Source organism: Chelativorans sp. J32 (genome assembly GCF_000518985.1).
Lineage (GTDB): Bacteria > Pseudomonadota > Alphaproteobacteria > Rhizobiales > Rhizobiaceae > Chelativorans.
The window spans coordinates 54,016-72,850 of record NZ_JAEQ01000006.1; the positions used below are offsets into that span (position 1 = coordinate 54,016).

Genomic DNA, 18,835 nt, shown 5'->3' on the forward strand with positions numbered 1-18,835 from the left:
TCGCGGAGAAAAACGGGGAACAATATGTCCGATCGGCTCCCGCTGACGGGAGCAACCACCCATTAACATGTTCACCTCACGTCCCCTGAGGGGCTCTTTTGTCAATTTAATGAAATGCTAGACGCAGCGCCGGGCCTTGTGAAATAATCATTTCGAGACGATTGATATAACATCCGTTATCAAATGCGCTACGACTTGCGGCATCTGTCGACCTTCGTAGCCGTGGCTGAAGAGCTTAACTTCCACCGGGCGGCGGAACGGCTCTCCATGGCCCAGCCAGCCGTTAGCCGCATCGTCCATGAGCTGGAAGAAAGGCTGGGCGTTCAGCTTCTCGAACGCACTACGCGCAAGGTGCTCCTCACCGAGGCGGGCCGTTACATGCTCGAGGAAGCGCAGGAGATCCTCGCCCGGATCGACATTGCCGACGGCACGGCGCGGCTGCTTGCCTCCGGCACCAAGGCCATTCTTCGGATTGGATACACGACCATAACCGGCCACTCGCTGGTGCCGGCGATCACGCGAGAGTTCCGGGCCGCCAATCCTGAGGTGCGCCTGGAACTCACCTATCTTACCTCGCCGGTCCAGCGCGACCGCATCCTGCAGAGCCATATCGATCTGGGCTTCATCGAGGGCTCCTTTCAGAGCTCGGAAATCGAATCCCGCCCCGTGGCCCGCCATCGGCTGATGGTCCTTCTTCCCCCCAACCATCCGCTTGCGGCAAAGGAATCGCTCACCGTCCAAGAGATAGCGAAAGAGAAGCTGGTGTTGGGGACGAGTGCGGAGTGGCCCACCTTTCGGCGCATCCTGGTCGATGTTTTTCAGAAGGAAGGCCAGGTTCTCTCCGTACACCAGGAGGCCTCGAGCCTTACCGGGATCCTCGGGCTCGTTACCTGCGGCGTCGGGCTCACCGTCTTCTGCGGAATGCCCAGCTTTTGCGGTGAGCAGGCCATGGTGCCCCGCCCTCTTCTCACTGCCACGCCGACTTTCGTGGAGACTCACCTCGCCTGGCGCCGCGCAAAGCTCAACGCGGCAATGCGGCGTTTCATCGAGACTGCCGAAGAGGTCGGGGCGCGGTTGCCCAAGGTCTGACCACGACAGCCCTCCCCTCAAGAACCAATTGACGCCAGCGCATCTTTGCGTCGTGATAAGCCGCAAGCGGCGCGCCGACCACGGCCCCTGTCGACCAACCGCCCAAGCACTTTGTCCCGTCCAGCTATGGAGGCGCATGTGGAAAATTGGGCAAATCGAAAGACGTTGATCCTGGGACGTAGCGAGATGGTCGGCCTGCTGACGCCGGCTGAATACAATGATTGCGTGGAGCAAGCCTATCGCATGCATGGCGAAGGCCGCTACTATATGGACCCGAAGGGCCATATCGTGCTCGACCGCTTTCCCGGCGAGTGGGAGGCCATGCCTTCCTATATCGAGGAGCCTCATGCGGCCGCCTGCAAATGGGTTTCCATTCGCGAATGGAACCGGCAGCGCTTCAATCTGCCGACGGTCTTCTCCATCCTGATCTATACCGAACCGGAAACGGGCTTCCCGCTCGCGATCGTCGATGGCAGCTATCATACAGTGATGCGCACAGGGGCGGCGGCGGCCGTTTCTGCCAAATGGTTGGCGCGAAAGGATTCGCGCAGGCTTGCCATCGTCGGCGCAGGCAATATGGCCGAAGGGGCTCTAGCCACCTGCAACGAAGTTTTTCGCTGGGACGAGGTGCGGGTCTGGAGCCGCTCGCAAGCCACGCTCGATGGTTTCGTGCAGGAGCAGCAGCCGAAATATTCCAGTTTCGAGATCAGTCCTTCAACCGATCTGGAGGAAGTCATTCGCGGTGCCGATGTCGTCGTGACGGTGACGCCGGCGCGCGCGCCGATCGTGAAGGCCGAGTGGATCTCTCCGGGAACCCATATTGCCGCTGTCGGTGCGGACAAGAAGGGCGATCAGGAGCTCGAAGGCACTTTGCTCACGAGAGCGCGTATCTTCGTCGATGATATTCGCCAGTGCCGAACGGATGGTGAGATCAACGTCCCCCTATCTGAGGGGCTTATTTCGGAGGACCGGATCGCTGGCGAGATCGGCGGGGTGATCACGGGCAAGAAGCCAGGCCGCACCTCAGACGACGAGATTACGATCTTCGATTCCACCGGCATCGCCTTGCAGGATTCAGCCACGGTCCCGCTCGAATACAAGCGCGCCATGGAGAAAGGCGTCGGCATCGAGAAGAAGATGATTTCGACCTGAGGGGACCCCGTCATGGCGGAGACAGACATTTATGCCCGACAGACCTTCGGCCAGAAACTGGGTCTTGGCCGGTCCCCTGCCCTCCTGGTCGTGGATTTCGTGAACGGATTCAACGATCCCGAGATCCTTGGCGGCGGCAATATAGGGGCCGCGATCGAAGCAACCGTGCCGTTGCTTTCCTTCTTTCGCGCAAAGCGACTGCCGGTGATTTTCACCCGAATCGTTTATGCGGAGGATGGATCGGATACGGGGCTCTGGTGCGAGAAGGTGCCGCGCCTTCGTGACCTTACTGAGCACGCCCGCGCGAGTCAGGTGGTGGAGGCGCTTTCGCCTCAAAGGGGTGAGTTGATCGTGCGGAAGACACAGGCTTCCGCCTTCTTCGGCACGACGCTTGCTTCCCTGCTGGCTTTTCGTGGAACCGACACGCTGGTGGTTACCGGGTGCACGACGAGCGGCTGTGTGCGGGCGAGCGTGATCGATGCCATGAGCAATAATATCCGCACCGTTGTCGCCTCCGATTGTGTCGGCGATCGGGCGATCGAGCCGCACAGAGCGAACCTCTTCGACATTGGACAGAAATATGCGGACCTCCTGGAAGCGCGCGAGATCATGAAGGCGATCGAGGCCTAGGCGACCTCGAGTGGGGCGGGGGCATGGTGCTAGACCGCGAGTTGGCTACGGATTATCTGCGCCGCCGAATAGGAGGCCTAGAACGGCCGGAAGGACCGGACTACCGGCTTCGTGGTCGCAGATGATGAGATGTGCCCTGCCCTCAATCTCGGTCGTCGACGGATGTGGGCGGCTCCGGCTGGCGGTGCAAGACGCCGATTTTACTGCGGTAAAATGTTGGACTTCATCAATAAAAACAGCGCTGTAGGCGAACTCCCGGCAAGCTCGGACAATTCTCCACGCTAGCCGGGATGGGCGTTGGGACCAGGGCGTTAACTTCTCATTAACTTTAAAAATCTTGCCCTTACGTCCGAATCGGGATCTTAATGGCGCTTGTTGACTGATTTGCTCGCAAAAAGCGCCAATTCCGGGCTCTGCCAAGATGAACCTAATGCACCGGCTACCAACATTCGAGTTCTCTGAGACCATACTCGAACAGGGGGCGGAGATTTCCCGCAGGCTCGATCAGCTGCGCGTGGAGAAATTTCCGCCAAACGCCAAGAAAACGCTCCGTTCCTTCTCAATGGCGGAAGTGGCTCATTATCTAGGCGTATCTCAGAACAACCTTAAACGGCTGCATCTTGAGGGGAAAGGGCCGATACCGGAGCAGGGCCCTTCCGGGCGGCGCTCCTACACCGCCGAACAGATGTTGGAACTTCGGCACTTCCTCGACCGTCACGGCAGAACCGAGGTCAAGAAGTATGTCCCACACCGAAAGGAGGGCGACAAGCTCCAAGCGATAGCCGTCGTCAACTTCAAGGGGGGGAGCGGGAAGACCACGACCGCCGCGCATTTGGCGCAGCATCTTGCTCTGACCGGCCATCGGGTTCTGGCGATTGATCTGGATCCTCAAGCGTCGCTTTCGGCGCTGCATGGCTTCCAGCCGGAGCTGGACAGGAACCTCTCCCTTTATGACGCGATCCGGTATGATGCGGAACGAAAGCCGATTGCCGATGTCATACTGCCCACGAACTTTCCGGGGCTGGACATAATCCCGGCCAATCTCGAGCTTCAGGAATACGAATACGACACTCCGCTTGCGCTTCAGGACCGCTCGTCCAATGAAGGCAAGCAGTTCTTCCTGCGGCTCGCCAGGGCGCTGACCGAGGTGGACAGCCGGTATGATGTCGTCGTCATCGATTGCCCGCCACAGCTCGGCTATCTCACACTAACGGCGATGTCGGCGGCGACCTCGGTACTGATTACGGTTCATCCGCAGATGCTCGACCTCATGTCCATGAGTCAGTTCCTGCTGATGCTTGGCGGCATTCTGAAATCGATCGAAGGGGCGGGCGCTGAAATCAAGCTGGATTGGCTGCGGTATCTGATCACCCGATACGAGCCGACAGATATTCCCCAGGCTCAGATGGTCGGCTTCATGCAGTCGATGCTTGCGGGCCAGATCCTCGAGAATCCGATGCTGAAATCCACGGCGATATCCGATGCCGCTTTGACGAAGCAGACTCTTTACGAGGTCGAGCGTTCTGGTTTCACCCGGTCAACCTACGACCGGGCGCTGGAAGCGCTCGATGCCGTGAATTCCGAAATCACTGCGCTCATCCATCGAGCATGGGGCAGGTTATGAGCGTTTCCGCTTTTACTGCCGTAAAAACCGGCAATTTGTCGCGTAGAATCAAAGAATTGGAATTTAGGGGGCGCTGAAGATGGCGCGCAAGGACGTGTTCGGCAGCATCATGACGAATGCTGCCCCAAAGACCGAGGCGAGAGACATTGCCGGCTATGCTGTTCGCGGTGCTTCGCGTTCGATCATGCAGTCCTTTGAAGAATTGTCCAAGGGCTCGATCGTCGAGCTCGATCCCGATTTGATCGACGGCTCGTTCGTGACCGATCGGCTGGACGACACGGACGAGGAATATCAGGAGCTGCTGTCTGCCATCCGCGAGCGGGGTCAGGACACTCCGATCCTGGTTCGGCCGCATCCGGCGGCGCCTGGGCGATATCAGACGGTCTTTGGCCATCGGCGCCTGAAGGTCGCGCGGCATCTCGGCCGAGCGGTCCGCGCCGTGGTCAAGACCCTCGACGATCGCGACCACATCATCGCTCAGGGCCAGGAGAATGCGGCTCGGGCCAATCTGTCGTTCATCGAGAAAACGCTGTTTGCCGATCGCATTCTGGGGCAGGGGCATAGCAACGATACGGTCAAGGCTGCCTTGGCTCTCGACGACACTACGCTTTCCAAAATGCGTTCGGTTACAGCGAATGTCCCTGCATCGATCATTCAGGCCATTGGTCCCGCGAAGGGAACGGGCCGCGATCGGTGGTGGCAGCTTTCGAAGTTGATGCAGAAACCCGGGAGCAGCGAGCGGGCGAGCCAATTGTCGGCGGCGGAGAGCTTCCTGGCCGCAGACAGCGACGCACGCTTCAATCTGCTCTTCGACGAGTTGAGCCGCTTGGACAAGCCAGCGCGGAAGAAGACTGAATCCAAGACGCGCAGCTGGGCGCCCAGCGACAAATCGGTGACCGCACAGATGACGGACACCGGGCGATCTTTCACCTTGGTCCTGAAATCCAAGAAAGCATCCCGTTTCGGTAGCTTCCTTTCTGAAAACCTGGAGAAGCTTTTCCAGGATTTCCAGGAACAGGAAAACGCAACCAAAGGAGACTGAACCGCAAAAGAAAAAGGCCCCCGAACGTCACCGTCGCGGAAGCCCTTCTCAAGTCTCTAGCAAAGCTGAGAATCGCAAATCCGCGAATCGCTGTCAAGAGTCATGGCGTCGTTTCGGCGTGCAGGTTTCTTTTGCCTGATTAGAAGGCGAAGGAAAAATGGAAAGGAACATCGCAACGACGCCCTTTGGGCGGCGGCCGATGACGCTTGCCTTAGTGGCAGCGCAGAACGAGTCACATGAAATTCCCGAGGGTAAGGCCGTCGACAAGTGGCAGGTCTACCGCAATCTTTGCGAGGGAAGGAGCATCGTCGGCATCGGCGATCGCGCCCTGGCAGTCTTGAACGCTTTGCTCTCGTTCTATCCCGACAGCGAGCTGAGCGAGGAAAACGGGCTCGTTGTGTTTCCCTCCAATGCGCAGCTGTCGTTGCGGGCTCACGGCATGGCCGATGCGACGTTGCGGCGGCATTTGGCTTCCCTCGTGAGCTGTGGGTTGATCATCCGCAGGGATAGTCCGAACGGCAAGCGTTATGCCCGGAAGGGGAGGGGAGGGGACATAGAGGAAGCGTTCGGGTTTTCTCTGGCGCCGCTGCTTGCCCGGGCCGAGGAGTTCGAGGCAGCTGCCGAACGCGTGCGGGGTGACAACAGAGCGCTCCGGCTCATGCGCGAGCGCATCACGCTGCACCGTAGAGATATCCAGAAGCTGATCGAAGCGGCCGTCGAGGAGAATGTGCCTGGCGATTGGGGGAGCTTATGGATGCGGTTCCGTGCTGTTGTCGCTGCAATTCCGCGCCGCGCGTCGGCCCGAGACCTCGAGCCGATCGTCATCGAACTGGCAGGGCTGCATGAGGAAGTGGATAGCCTCTTGAAAAAGCATATGGATTCTACGAATCCGAGCGGCAATGAATCTCATAACGAGCGGCAGCATTCTAATTCAAATACCGACTCTACTTTTGAATTTGAACTCGCTCCAGAAAAGAGCGGGGCGGCGGCCGAGCCAAAACCATATAGTGCTGAGCCGCCGAAAACCTACCCATTGGGGCTTGTGTTGAGAGCCTGTCCGGACATCGTGGACTATGCCCCGAACGGAATCGACAATTGGCGCGACTTGATGGCGACTGCCGCCCAAGTGCGGGGATATCTTGGGGTCAGTCCGTCAGCCTATGCGGATGCGCTCGATATATTCGGGCAGGAGAACACCGCGGTCGTTATCGCCTGTATCCTGCAGCGGGCGCAGTATATCAATTCGGCCGGAGGTTATCTGCGCTCATTGACGGAAAAAGCACGGGCGGGCCAGTTTTCTGTCGGGCCGATGCTTATGGCGCTCGTCAAGGCGAACAGCCCGGCAATGGCCAGGGCAGGGTAGCAAGGTTGCAGTCAAGCTTGTTTGTCGTCCGCTAATGTCCTACATTTCGCCCTATGGATAGGGCACAAGGTGAGGCAATGGGACCTTTGACGAAGAAAGTTGAGAAGGCGGATCCCGCTGGCCGCATGGGTGACAAGGCGCTCATCCTGACCTTCATGGACCGGTCCGGCGCCATTGCCGTCGAGCGCGTCGCCGATAGCTTCGGTATGTCGAAGACACAGCTTGCCGAGACGGTTGGCCTGGGGCGAGAGGCGCTTTACAAAGCGGCCCGCAACCGCACGCCCAAGACCCAGATGCGGATCAGGGAGATGCTCGAAATCATCAGCCGCGTGACGGAATGGGCTGGAGGGAAGGAGCAGGCGATGGCCTGGTACCGGGCGCAGCCGATCCCGGCCTTTGGCGGCCGCACGGCGGAAGCGCTGGTCAAGGAAGGCAAGGCTGGCGCCGTTCGGGATTATCTCGATCATCTCGCCGTCGGCGGTTTTGCGTGAGATTTGTCGGAACGTGCTATCGAGCGCATGATCCGCGCTGGTCGTTCAAGCCGATTTCGGGTGATGGCGCTGCCATTCGCGGTGCGCGTTTCAATCCCAAAGGCATACCGGCCCTCTATCTGGCACTCAGCATCATGACCGCCGTGAAGGAGATAAACCAGGGGCTCGCCTACCGGATCGATCCCTGTGTGCTCTGTTCCTATGACGTCGATTGTGATCACATCGTTGATCTTCGAACGGCCGAGGCGCGCGATGCGGCTGGCATTCGTTACGAAGATATGGCCTGTGCGTGGATGAATTTTCTGGCCGAAGGTGAACGCCCGCCATCATGGTCGATCTACGATAGGCTGGCAGGAGAAGGGGCTTCAGGTATCCTTGTTCCGAGCTTCGCACCCGGCGCCGAAGAGGCTGATCAAAACCTCGTGCTTTGGAGCTGGGGAGAAGAACCGCCGCATAAGGTCTGTGTCATCGATCCCAGCGGTCGGCTGCCGCGCAATCAGCTCTCTTGGCGCTGAACTCCGGACCAGGCCGGTTTAGACGATGATGCGTGCCGCGCGGCCGAGCTTTCGTTCGGCCTCGTTGTAATAGCTGGCGGCTTGCTGCAGCGAGCGATGTTGCGATTGCTGCATGGCTTCGACCAGCGGGACATTTTGTCGGGCGGCTTCGGTGAGATAGCCCGCCCTCAAGCCGTGTGCGGAAAACAGGCGCGGGTCTAGTCCTGCTTCAGCGACGCGCCGCTTCAGGATCCAGTTGACCGCCTGTGGCGTGAGCGCCCGCCGTTCTAGGTTGCCCCAGCGGTCGATGGCCCGGAAAACGGCGCCGTCGGAAATCCCGGCGCGCTCAAGCCATGTCTTTAGCGCGAGCACTGGGGCACCTATGAGCAACACATAGGCACCGCTATCTGCCTCGGTGGTTTTGGTGCGGCCGAGTTGCAGCGAGAGGCAGGGCAGTTTTTCCCCGTTATCCTTGGGATCGGCGGGCACCGGCTCCTGGTCCCGCAGCTGCTCCACCCTGAGGCGCGCCACCTCACTGCGGCGGCGGCCTCCGGACGCGAAGGCGGTGAGGAGAAGCGCCCGGTCGCGCAAGTCGACCAGCCTCTCACCGGCACAGGCCTGAAGCAGCCGGCGCAGAATGTCGCCGGTCACCGCATTCCTGCTCTTGCGGACAAGTGGCCGGGCGTTGGCACGAACGGCAAGCTTCACGGCGCTTTGCAGGCCCGGCGCATTGAAATTCCCCTTCAGGCCGCGCCATTTCGTCAGCGTGGACCAGCTGGAGAGGCGCCGGCGCACGGTCGATGGCGCGTGCGGGCCATCAGCGCGCAGGAGGCCCATGTCTTTCAGTGCGGACGTGACGTCTATCGGCATTCCATGCGCGGCATCGGTCTCGCGTTTCGCGGGGTCCCATAGATGATGCGCCACGAATTTGATCAGCAATGCTTCCGGCGCCGGCCAGGGTAGGGGCGCGCCCGTCGCTGCCAGGCACCAGGCCTCGAGATAGCCAAGGTCGGAGGTGAGCGCGCGCATCGAGTTCTCGCCGAGACCTTCCTTCGCGAGATGCCTCAGCGTCTCGACATCGTCGTCGGTCAAAAGCCCGGCCAGGAACTCGCGCCGGTCGAATGGCAGTACCGAATCCAGAGCGTCAAGTGCTTCCGCGCGGCGAAGCTTCGGATCGGGAGTAGGGGAGGGAAGGTGCGAAGGCATGGCGTGTTTTCCGCAATCGGGGATGACGACCGCTCTCGGGGCCGGAACGCATGTTGGCAGGCGCGTTTGCCTTCTGCGCGGGCGGGAGAAAGGGCGACGATGGCCGATTTGCTGCATGAGATCAATCGCTATCGATAAGTATGAGTTATCGCTAGCGTTATGTTCGACGCAAGTAACACCAATGTAAGTCAACCGAGAATCATGATAGCTTTACCATCGCCGGATAACAAATGTTAAACCAATGATTTACCATATCGGTCGCTTTGCTCTCCAGGACCTCATCGGGCCCGTAGCCCGCGCGACGGCAGCTCTATCGCGATTGGACGAGCGGCTGGCGCAATCACCGGTGCGGGAGGGGTGGATCGAGCGCTCCCATTTCCAGGACGCGGCCGCCGCACTTTGGCTGTTGGGTGAGCTTGTCCATCTTGAGGATCTCGTTTTGCATGATGCGCACATGGATATCCGCGCTCCGACACACGAGCTGACCCGCGCGCATGCGGTCTTGCGTGCCCGACGACAGATTCTGGCACAACCAGCCGATTGGGCATTGAGTCAGCCGGGTCTACGGCATCTTACCGGTCGTGGTGTTCCCACAACGCAAAACAAAGGGGAGGGGAGGGCGGAACCGGAGCCCGACGCTTTGACCGAGCGGTTGCCGGATGAGAGCCTGACGGCGGCCTTTGCAGCGATCGATGCGGTGCTTGAACGCACTGCAAGCCTTCTTAACGGGGCGGACGTGCCAGTCCGGGTCCCTGCGCTGCCGACGCCTGATCGACCATCTTTGGTTTATGATCTGGATTGGAACGAGGAAGCCCGTCTTGACGAGTGGCAGGACGTGCTTGCTCAAACCCGCGATCTGCCCCCCGTCCTCAGAGCGGCCCTCTTGCTTGACGCTTGGGCCGAGATCGAGGTGCTGCAGCATGCTGTCTGGCTCGGGCCGCTGTTGATCGCCGCCCTGTTGCGGCAGGAAGGCTTGGCTACTGCCCATCTTCCGTGCCTTCATCTTGGGGCGCAGAAGATACCGCGCGAGCGCCGGCGTGCTCGCGATCGCAACGAGCGTTTACTCGCCTTTCTCGAAGCAATCCATCAGATGGCACTCACCGGGCTTGCGGAGCACGACCGTCTCACCCTGGCGAAACGACAGATGGAACGGCGGCTGCGGGACCGGCGTGCCAGCTCGAAGCTGCCGCAGGTAATCGAGCTTGTGCTCGCCCGCCCGCTGGTATCCACCCCCATGATCCAGGAGCGGCTCAAGGTCTCGAAACAGGGTGCACTCAACCTTATCGGGGAGCTCAACCTGCGTGAAATGACGGGAAGGGGACGGTTTCGCGCATGGGGAATTCTGTAGCCCCGGCTGCTCTCGGCGGCGGCAAACTCGCGAGACGAGCCCGGTGCTGGCGACCTCTCGCCTTCATCGAGCTCGGCGCCTTCTAACGATCGCCTCGAGAGGGCGGCGTTAGCCACGCGCGTGGACACGACAAAATCGGGCGACTTGCGCTCAAACCGAACTCGGGACAGAATAAGTGTCTGGAGGACCCTCATGCCGGCGATAAGCTTTCGCGATGCGGCGCAGGACCGTGGGGCCCAGCGGCTCGCCGTCAGCGTGGGCGTGCATCTGGCACTTGCCGGAATGGTGCTCATCGTGAGCGCGTATGAAGTTGCGCGGGAGGCGGGCCTTGGGTCGGGCTACGTCTATGCTAGCGCAGCCTGGGGGATCGCGGTCGCGGTGGTCATAATCTTCAATCTGCGGCACCATCTCCCGCGAACGCGATTTGGACCGGCCAATCGGGTAACGCTTCTCCGTGGAGTGCTGGTGGCGCTCATCGGTGGAGCCATCGGACTGGTCGACGCGTCCAGCTTTGACGGCTGGGTCCTCTTTGCAGCGGCCGTCAGCATATTGCTCCTTGATGGTGCCGATGGGTGGGTTGCCCGACGGACAGGATCCAGCTCGCCTTTCGGGGCACGTTTCGACTGGGAGCTCGATGCGCTCTTCCTCGTTATCCTGTCCCTCCTTGTATACGATATGGGAAAAGTTGGTGCCTGGGTGCTCGCGATCGGAGGATTGCGTTACCTATTCGTGATGGCCTGGCTTCTATGGCCGCATCTGTCCGCAGAAATGCCGGAAAGTAATCGACGCAAAGCCGTCTGCGTCGTGCAAGGGTTAGCCCTGATCATCTGTCTGCTGCCCGTCGTCGGCCACGTCCCGGGGTCTGTAATCGCTGGGGGCGCACTGGTTGCCCTCTGCTATTCCTTTATTGTCGACATAGCCTGGTTGAACCGCAATGCGAGGGTGGGTTGGCATGCCGAGCGGTGAAACCGCTTCTTTCCAGTGCACCGCGGCAATGTTTGACCACTTGGCTGAGCGGTGGGATTGCGAGCATGGACCGGCCTCCGCGCGCGCAGCTGCCTTTGAGGCGCATATCGATTATCTGAAAACGCATTGTGCGCGTGTCGACCAGCCGCGCGTGCTCGACATCGGTTGTGCCACAGGGCAACACCTGGTCCGCTTGCATCCGTGGATAGGAGAGGGGATCGGCATCGATCTCTCGCCGCGCATGATCGAACGAGCGGCGGCAAATGCACGGGCTTGCGGATTGGAGACACTCCAATTCGTCGAGATGAGCGCAGAAGAGCTGACGCCCAAATACTTCGGCACGTTCGATCTCGTGCTGTTCATCGGTGTGCTGGAGCATATGCCGTCACCAGCAGCTGTGCTTCGTGGCGCACGCCGCATTCTGCGGTCGGAAGGGCGCATCGTGATCATCATGCCCCATTGGCTCAATCCCACCCATTGGATGAACCGGCGAGCGGACCGGGTGCCGGCTCGCCATCTATCGCTGCGCGCGCTTTGCGCCATCGCTGCGGAGGAGGGGCTTCGGCTTGATCAGGCAGCGGCCCTGCCACATGGGAGCGATCTCCTGCGTCCCTTCGGTACCTATGGCAAGCGGTTGTTCGCCGGCCGACTGGCGGGGGCAGGTGCTTTCCTGCGGGGCGCCTTCGGAGCGAGTCTGAAACATGAAAGGCGCTAGCATCGGGGCGCATTGGGGTCTCGCCCGCTCGCTGGCCACCTATTACGGCAACCCGTTTCGCGCCCGCGCTCGACGCATCTTCTACGGCAACTTCATCCGTCCCCGCGATCTGTGTTTCGACATCGGAGCCCATGTGGGCGACCGCATCCGCACCTGGTCGCAACTGGGCGCCCAAATCGTGGCGGTGGAGCCACAGCCCCTGTGCATGGAGGTACTGCGATCGTTCTACGGCCGAAGAGCGAATGTGGTGCTGATCGAGCAGGCAGTCGGTGCCGAAATCGGCCGGCGAGCACTGCATCTCAGCGAACGCACGCCGACCGTGAGCACGTTGTCAGCGCCCTGGTTGGAGAAGGTGAGCGGGACAAAGGGCTTCCACCACGTGCACTGGGACAAGAGTATTTCTGTATCCGTCACCACGCTCGATGCCCTGATCGAAACGCATGGCCGGCCGGTCTTCTGCAAGATCGACGTAGAGGGCTACGAGGAGGAGGTGTTGCGCGGCCTCTCCCACGCCCTACCGTCTCTGTCGTTCGAATATATTCCCGCTGTGGTCGAGATCGCAGTCTCCTGCATAGATCGTCTGACAGCGCTCGGGGATTACGAGTTCAATTTTGCTCGCGGTGAGGATTTTAGATTTGTGCTCGATGCGTGGGTTGACGCTGGCGACGCGCAGCGCCTCCTCGCCGGCGAAAGACCAGATGGGCGTTCAGGCGATATCTATGCGCGACTGAAGGGTGGGGGATAAGCCAGCAGATCTTGGTGACCAACGGTCACGTTCAGCACGCCCTTTTCGATCTGCCGTCGGCGTAAGGCGGCCCACGCTTCGATATCGTCCACGAATTGAGGCGCCTGTTCGCAAGCTGCAGCGTGAATCCCCGCCAGAAAGGCGTGCTGCATTTCACCGTCCTGCGGTCTTATATGCCAATCGCTCTCCGCGCCTGCGACATCGAATCCAAGCCGATCGAGGTGCTCCCCCATGACGCGCGCGGCGTCAGGCCCCAAGGCGGAACCGAAACCCTTGTCGCGTCGCTGATGCTCGAGGAGCGCGCAACGCACGAGATCGTCGCGTGGATCGTCAGGCGTCCAAGAAAGGCGGCCGTCGAAACTCAGGGCAAGATAAAGCGGTCGGCGAAAGGCGGCGCAATGCTGGGCAAGCCGCCAGCTCCAGGCTTCCGACACGAGATCCAGCAGCGCCGACGCAACGATGGCATCGGCTTGCGTCAGGGTGAGATCTTCGATCGACCTCGCCAGATTGGCCTCATAGAGCTTTGCCTGGACATGACACTGCGTGCTCGAGAATTCCATTCCATCGCTGGTGCGCAGGGCGCCCCAGCCGCAAGAGGACATCTCCCGTTCCACAGCGCCGAGGAGAGCGGGATCATTGTCGATCAGAGTCCAAGTCTGTTCACCGCCGATTGCTGGGGCCACAGCCCTTAAGGTCGCGCCTGTCCCGGCGCCGAGATCGATGAGCCGCGCGGGCCGCGGCAAGCTTCGTGCAAAGCGTTGCAGGAGGGGTTTCGATCTTGCAGCCGCGTCGAGCGGCGCGCGAAGCCGCAGCCAGTCGGGACTGAAGCCGCTCATAGGGCCAAAGCGGCATCGAAGGCTGCCGCAGCCTCGGACCAGGTGGGCAAGGCCTTTCCCGCACGATAGGCATTCTGCGCAATTTCCCGCCGCAGCGGGGCATCAGAGATAAGACGACGCAGCGCCTGGGCCAGTGCCGCGTGATCTCCCGGAGGAACAAGGATGCCGCATCCGGTGGGGACGGTAGAAGGGATTGCCCCCGCCTCGGTCGCGACAATGGGAAGACCATGCGCCAGAGCCTCGGCAAAAACCATCCCATATCCTTCGTGATGCGACGCCAGCACGAAAACGTCTGCCGCGGCATAGGCCGCCTCCAGCTCCGCGCCGACGAGTTCGCCCGAAAAACCTATTCGACCGGCCAAGCCGGTATCCCGACACAAGGCGCGAAGGCGCGCCGCCGTCGCGGGATCGCGGCTTTCGCTGCCGATGCATTTCAACGACCAGGAAAGTTCCGGCAACTCCGCCATCGCGCGGATCAGTACGTCGTGACCTTTGCGCGGTATCAGTGAGCCCACCGAGAGGAGGCGCACCTTGCCGTCGTGTGAGCCCAAGGCACGATGCGCCGGGTCCGTGCCGGGAATGACAATGGAAATACGTTCCGGCGAGATCCCATAGCGAGCGAGCTCCTTGGCCGTCGCCGGGCTGGTCACGATGATGTGCCGCATCTGGGGCAGGCAGGCCTCGTCAGAGGCCTCGAGCCGGGATCGTTCCTCCGCCGAAAGGCCCGTCTCGTCAGCCAAAGGGTGGTGGACCAGGGCGACCACTACGGCCTTACCCACCAGAGCCGGCAATATCTCGCGGAAGGCCGGCAACGCGAGCCCGTCGATTACGACAGTCTCTCCCTCTTGGACGGTGCCGGCCATGACCGCCGCTGAGGCATGGGCGGTGGCATCCACATCCGGAAACCGGCCATCAAGCTCGTGCACCCGCACGGAACGGCCGCGTGATCGCAGCCCTTCGACAATTCGGCTGTCGTAAAGATAGCCGCCTGTGATCTGGTCGAGCGCGCCGGAGACGACGAAATGCAGCGTCACCTTATCTCACCTTCGAAACTTGCCCAGGCGCGCGGTGTCTCGCGTAGCGTCACCTTCAGAGAGGCAAGTGCCTCTGCCATATCGGGCCCAAGCTCGCCGGCCACGATCTTCTCTCTCATGGCGTGGAATATAAAGCCCGCCATGAATTCCGTGGTCGTGTTTTTTCCCGCGAAATCCGGCAGCTCATCAAGGTTACGATAGTCGAATCGGGCAAGGATGGAACGCAGCGCATCGCTCGCCAGCCCGATATCGACAACGAGACCGAATTCATCCAGCGAGGAACGGCGGAACTCCACTTCAACGACGAAGGTCGCGCCATGGACCTGTTGAGCGGGTCCGAAGACCTCGCCGCGCAGGCTATGGGCGATCATTACGTGATCGCTGACGGTCAGGCTGTACATTGGAGCATCCTCGAGTCTCTCATGAGTAGTCGACGAGCTGAACGATGGTCGGGCTGGTAGGTGCCGTCACCTCGGCCATTATGCTCGGCAGATCGCGGAAATGGCTGCGGCCGGTAATCAGTTGATCGAAGGCCGGGTCGCGCAGGAGTTCGAGCGCCAGGGCGAGCCGGCGGCTATGGGTCCAGCGCGCGCGCTGGCTTGCCGACAGCGTGCTGACCTGAGAGGATCTGAGGACGAGGCGGCGCGAATGAAAGGCGTCTCCGAGCCTCAGAGGCACCATCGTCGTGCCGTACCAGCTCAGCTCCACGATGGTCGCTTCGAACCCGGCAATCCGTAGAGCGAGCGACAGGCCTTCCGGATGGCCGCTGGCATGGATCACGAGATCGGCATCTTCAGGCGCAGCTTCGGGCAGCGCGAAGGAAACGCCGAAAGCATCGGCAAGCCCCGCACGGTCGGGATTGCGGTCTACAAGCGTGACCTGGACACCGGCAAGCGATTGAGCCAGCCTTGCTACGCAAGATCCGATAACGCCGGCTCCGATAACCACGATCCGATCACCGAGCCGGGGCGTGGCGTCCCATAGCGCGTTGACGGCCGTCTCCATGCTCGCCGCAAGTGCTGCACGGTCGTCCGGCACGGAGTCGGGAACGTGATGAACGGCGTTCAGGGGAAGGACAAAACGATCCTGGTGAGGATGAAGCGCGAAGATGCGGCGGCCAAGCAGTTCGGTCGGCCCCTCTTCGACAATTCCGACAACGCTGTAGCCATATTTCACGGGCCAAGGGAAGGACCCTTCCTGAAAGGGAGCGCGCATGCGCGTCCATTCCTCCGGCGGCACGCGGCCGTGGAAAACCAGGCTTTCCGTGCCGCGGCTTACGGCCCCGACGAGCGCTCGCACGAGCACCTCGCCGGGCCCGCGATTGGGCAGTGTCTGCTCACGCAGCACGCCCTGGCAGCGCCCGGTGATCCAGAAGGCGCGCGCAGTCAGGTCAGTCGGCATTCGAACATCACATCCTCGCCCTGAATGAAACGGCGCGTCGCCGGGCGCATGGCGTCGGCCAATCTGGCGATCTCTGGCAGGATGATCGACGGGCGGCCGGAGCCGATGAGCACCGGTGCGACGGTGATCTGCAGCCTGTGGAGGCAGCCTTGGCGAAGCCATCGCGAAACGGTTATGCCGCCGCCCTCAACGAGGAGGCGGTGCAGCCCTCGGGCAGCAAGGGCGCTGACGACTGCCGCCATGTTCAGCCCATCTTCGTGGCGCGGCACGCCGATGATTTCCGTCCCGGGTCGCTGGCTGAACCCATCCCCGGAACCCACCCGATCTTCGGCACAGACAAGAAGGGTGGGCGCCTGTCCATCCTGGAAGACACGAAAGGCGGAGCCGAGCCGCCGTTCGGTATCGATGACGACGCGCACCGGATTTGGCCCCTGGACCCGCCGCACCGTCATCTGCGGATCATCGTGACGAACCGTGCCGGCACCGACCAGAACAGCGTCCACCAATGCGCGCATGCGGTGCATATGGTCGAGATTGTGGGGGCCCGTCACATAGAGAGAGTCCCCGGAACTGGTGGCGATCCTTCCGTCCAGGCTCTGCGCGAGGTGAGCTATCGCTATGGAGCGGCGGCAGAGCGGAAGATAAAGGTCAAGGATTTCGGCGGCTTCAGCGACGACCATCGCATCGGCACGCCATCCCCCGTCGCTATCGACGACAAGAGCCGGGTCAGAACCGTTCAAGGAACGGCGCAGGCTTATCCGTACCGGTTCGTGGGGCGAAGCGCGTCTTGCGTCGCTCACGCGGCACACAAGCTCCCAAGCAGCTGCAGCGTCGATGAAAGGCGGACCGTCGCTCATCTACAATCTCAAGGTTGACGGTTAACAGCGGAGAAGCGCCTTGAACTGGCGGCCTCGAGCAGGAGGCCCGGCATGTTTTCCATCCCCTGGAAGGTTGGGTGCTCGGGGAGGAGGCCGTCTTCAAAGCCAGCGTTCCTGAAGGGCGCGAGGCGTTGCGGATCCCGGCTGAATACATGGATCGGCACGCCCCAGCCTGCGTCCGGTTCGGCGATCCCCGGCGGCTGATGGTCTCCAAGGACGATAAGCAGCGCATCTTCGGGGAGAAAGCCGATTATGAAGTCCTCGACAATGTCGAATTCGTAAAGGATAGCATCCATGTAGCGGCGGTTCTGGTCCCTTTGCTCGTCGTCTGATGAGCTCCAGCCGGTTTTATACGCGTCGCCTGCGGCAAAGAGCGACCAATCCTCGACATAGGGCGGCAATGCGCGAAACGGTGTGTGGCTGTTGATCAGAACAAACATCGCGAAAAGTGGTTGCATTGCGGCTGCAATCTCGGCCTCGTAAGTACGATAGAGCGTATATTGGTCCGGAATGCGCCAGAACCCGAAATCGGGGCCGGGATATTGCAAAGCCTTATCGTCGTAGATGCGATCAAAGCCGTAGAAGGTACCTTCGGGCCAAGCGCGTTTGATGCCCGGCATGACCGCTACGGTACGGTAGCCCGCGTCATTGAAATGGCTCACAAGCGACTCGTGATCAGTCGACAGGAGCAGGTTGTAGAGGTTTTCGTCGCTGAGGCGTAATCCGCTTAGGAAAGTGCCATGCGAGCGCCAGGAACCGCCACCGAAGGTTGGTGCCTCGATGCGATTGGAAACCGCGTGCCAGCCCGCCGCATCCAGGCTCGCCTGCATATGTTCATAACGCGGCTTCATGCGGGCGAAATGGTCCTGTTCGTCTATAACCGTGGCGCCATAGGACTCGATGAAGATAACGAATACGTCGCTGCCGTCGGGTTGGCCGCGATTGCTCAGGACTGAGATCCCGGTCCCGAAGGTCTCCTCCAAGCTGGCGATGCCGCCATGTCGCAACCGCCATGTCTCCGCGAGAAGGGCGAGGTGGTTTGCTGCGGCAACAGAAACCGGCCTGGCAAAACTCAGCTTCGTGTCCATGGAATAGCCGGCGCGGTCCAAACCGAACAATGCGATCATCGCCGCTCCGATGGCGATCAGCCCGGCCCGATACCAGGGACGAGCCGTGGCGTTCTCGATGAGTTTCAGGCCAAAGACGATAAACGCGATGAGGGCGGCGAGAATCAGAGCCATGGCGAGAGAAAAGGCCAGCACGTTGAAGACGCCCGCCGACTGCCAGTACATCACCACCAGGTCCGGAGCATGCCGAAGATCCCAGTAGAAGTTAAGTTCGCGTCCGAAAATGGCAGGCGCGGTAACATCCGCGTAGCGCAGAAGTGCGGCAAGGAACACGAATATGGCCAGAGCCAGCCTGACGCCGCCGCCCATCCGCAACCCCGCTGCCCGGCACAGCCCTATGGCCAGGAGCAGGATACCGAATTCGACCGATAGAGTTGGCGCGAGGCGGACCCAGAGCGTTGCGGGAACATTCGTGAAGGTGAAAAGAGCGTTGAAGCCGATCAGGACAAACAGCAGCAACGTCAGGACGAGCGCCTGCCTTCCAAACCATGCCGCACCCCCGTCCCCGCGGGACCGGAGGCTGCTCTGGGCAGGTTCTGTCGCCACTCCGACCTCCTCCCTCAGATCAGGGGATGCGTCTTATCGCACCCTCCATGGCGATCTGCAGCCACGGCCAGACCTGTCCTATATCACAGAAGGCGCTGGATCCGGTACTGGCTGCGCCTTCCGATTGTAGGCGGAGTATGCTGCCCCT

19 protein-coding genes are annotated in these 18,835 nt (G+C 61.1%); 12 read left to right on the forward strand and 7 right to left on the reverse strand.

The genetic code is table 11. From position 1 onward, the window contains the following. The first annotated feature begins 183 nt into the window (after positions 1-183). The 8 genes from CHEJ32_RS24380 to CHEJ32_RS0110530 all read left to right on the forward strand — a co-directional run bounded on the left by CHEJ32_RS24380 (position 184) and on the right by CHEJ32_RS0110530 (position 7,906). Positions 184-1,089 carry a LysR substrate-binding domain-containing protein gene (locus tag CHEJ32_RS24380; RefSeq protein ID WP_051469586.1) on the forward strand — a complete coding sequence of 302 codons (906 nt, stop codon included), beginning with the start codon at positions 184-186 and terminating at the stop codon, positions 1,087-1,089. A gap of 138 nt (positions 1,090-1,227) precedes the next feature. Continuing rightward, complete coding sequence (locus tag CHEJ32_RS0110500) at positions 1,228-2,241, forward strand: ornithine cyclodeaminase family protein (protein ID WP_051469587.1); 1,014 nt, start codon at positions 1,228-1,230, stop codon at positions 2,239-2,241. Between the two features lie 12 nt (positions 2,242-2,253). Continuing rightward, positions 2,254-2,871: an isochorismatase family protein gene (locus CHEJ32_RS0110505; protein ID WP_028033847.1), complete on the forward strand. Its 618-nt coding sequence runs from the start codon at positions 2,254-2,256 to the stop codon at positions 2,869-2,871. Positions 2,872-3,292: 421 nt separating this feature from the next. Next, complete coding sequence (gene repA, locus CHEJ32_RS0110510; protein WP_028033848.1) at positions 3,293-4,495, forward strand: plasmid partitioning protein RepA; 1,203 nt, start codon at positions 3,293-3,295, stop codon at positions 4,493-4,495. A gap of 79 nt (positions 4,496-4,574) precedes the next feature. After that, positions 4,575-5,537, forward strand: coding sequence for a plasmid partitioning protein RepB (repB, locus tag CHEJ32_RS0110515; protein ID WP_028033849.1), 963 nt, complete (start codon positions 4,575-4,577; stop codon positions 5,535-5,537). 157 nt (positions 5,538-5,694) lie between these two features. Next, a complete protein-coding gene (gene repC / locus CHEJ32_RS0110520) occupies positions 5,695-6,900 on the forward strand; it encodes a plasmid replication protein RepC (RefSeq protein ID WP_028033850.1) in 1,206 nt (401 codons plus the stop codon). Between the two features lie 125 nt (positions 6,901-7,025). Continuing rightward, positions 7,026-7,391, forward strand: coding sequence for an antitoxin Xre/MbcA/ParS toxin-binding domain-containing protein (locus tag CHEJ32_RS0110525; RefSeq protein ID WP_028033851.1), 366 nt, complete (start codon positions 7,026-7,028; stop codon positions 7,389-7,391). Next, on the forward strand, positions 7,388-7,906 hold the full coding sequence (locus CHEJ32_RS0110530) for an RES family NAD+ phosphorylase (RefSeq protein ID WP_028033852.1): 519 nt from the start codon (positions 7,388-7,390) through the stop codon (positions 7,904-7,906). The genes CHEJ32_RS0110525 and CHEJ32_RS0110530 overlap by 4 nt, the downstream gene beginning before the upstream one ends. An 18-nt stretch (positions 7,907-7,924) precedes the next feature. Here the strand turns inward: CHEJ32_RS0110530 and CHEJ32_RS0110535 are convergent, their stop codons facing one another. After that, entirely contained in the window at positions 7,925-9,091 is a 1,167-nt protein-coding gene (locus CHEJ32_RS0110535) for a site-specific integrase (RefSeq protein ID WP_028033853.1), read from the reverse strand. A 241-nt stretch (positions 9,092-9,332) separates the two neighbouring features. Between CHEJ32_RS0110535 and CHEJ32_RS0110540 the strand changes: the two genes are divergently transcribed. The 4 genes from CHEJ32_RS0110540 to CHEJ32_RS0110555 all read left to right on the forward strand — a co-directional run bounded on the left by CHEJ32_RS0110540 (position 9,333) and on the right by CHEJ32_RS0110555 (position 12,865). After that, the gene (locus CHEJ32_RS0110540; protein ID WP_028033854.1) at positions 9,333-10,439 is read left to right on the forward strand and encodes an RHE_PE00001 family protein; all 1,107 of its coding nucleotides are present in this window, start codon (positions 9,333-9,335) and stop codon (positions 10,437-10,439) included. Between the two features lie 192 nt (positions 10,440-10,631). Next, a complete protein-coding gene (locus CHEJ32_RS0110545; protein WP_028033855.1) occupies positions 10,632-11,405 on the forward strand; it encodes a CDP-alcohol phosphatidyltransferase family protein in 774 nt (257 codons plus the stop codon). Continuing rightward, positions 11,392-12,120 (forward strand): bifunctional 2-polyprenyl-6-hydroxyphenol methylase/3-demethylubiquinol 3-O-methyltransferase UbiG, encoded by a 729-nt coding sequence (locus CHEJ32_RS26205; RefSeq protein WP_198023849.1) that lies wholly within the window; start codon positions 11,392-11,394, stop codon positions 12,118-12,120. Before CHEJ32_RS0110545 ends, CHEJ32_RS26205 begins: the two co-directional genes overlap by 14 nt. Beyond that, entirely contained in the window at positions 12,107-12,865 is a 759-nt protein-coding gene (locus tag CHEJ32_RS0110555; RefSeq protein ID WP_028033856.1) for an FkbM family methyltransferase, read from the forward strand. The genes CHEJ32_RS26205 and CHEJ32_RS0110555 overlap by 14 nt, the downstream gene beginning before the upstream one ends. Here the strand turns inward: CHEJ32_RS0110555 and CHEJ32_RS0110560 are convergent. The 6 genes from CHEJ32_RS0110560 to CHEJ32_RS0110585 are packed head-to-tail and all read right to left on the reverse strand — an operon-like array spanning position 12,838 to position 18,687. Next, positions 12,838-13,701, reverse strand: a complete 864-nt coding sequence (locus CHEJ32_RS0110560) for a hypothetical protein (RefSeq protein WP_028033857.1) — start codon at positions 13,699-13,701, stop codon at positions 12,838-12,840. The two genes, CHEJ32_RS0110555 and CHEJ32_RS0110560, sit on opposite strands and share 28 nt — an antisense overlap. Beyond that, positions 13,698-14,735 carry a glycosyltransferase family 4 protein gene (locus CHEJ32_RS0110565; RefSeq protein WP_028033858.1) on the reverse strand — a complete coding sequence of 346 codons (1,038 nt, stop codon included), beginning with the start codon at positions 14,733-14,735 and terminating at the stop codon, positions 13,698-13,700. Before CHEJ32_RS0110565 ends, CHEJ32_RS0110560 begins: the two co-directional genes overlap by 4 nt. Beyond that, entirely contained in the window at positions 14,732-15,136 is a 405-nt protein-coding gene (locus tag CHEJ32_RS0110570) for a 6-carboxytetrahydropterin synthase (protein ID WP_028033859.1), read from the reverse strand. Before CHEJ32_RS0110570 ends, CHEJ32_RS0110565 begins: the two co-directional genes overlap by 4 nt. Before the next feature lie 19 nt (positions 15,137-15,155). Continuing rightward, positions 15,156-16,136 (reverse strand): zinc-binding alcohol dehydrogenase, encoded by a 981-nt coding sequence (locus CHEJ32_RS0110575; protein ID WP_034658194.1) that lies wholly within the window; start codon positions 16,134-16,136, stop codon positions 15,156-15,158. Beyond that, positions 16,121-16,993, reverse strand: a complete 873-nt coding sequence (locus CHEJ32_RS24390) for a RibD family protein (RefSeq protein WP_034658195.1) — start codon at positions 16,991-16,993, stop codon at positions 16,121-16,123. Before CHEJ32_RS24390 ends, CHEJ32_RS0110575 begins: the two co-directional genes overlap by 16 nt. Positions 16,994-17,001: 8 nt before the next feature. Next, entirely contained in the window at positions 17,002-18,687 is a 1,686-nt protein-coding gene (locus CHEJ32_RS0110585; protein ID WP_028033861.1) for a sulfatase-like hydrolase/transferase, read from the reverse strand. Positions 18,688-18,835: the final 148 nt, after the last annotated feature.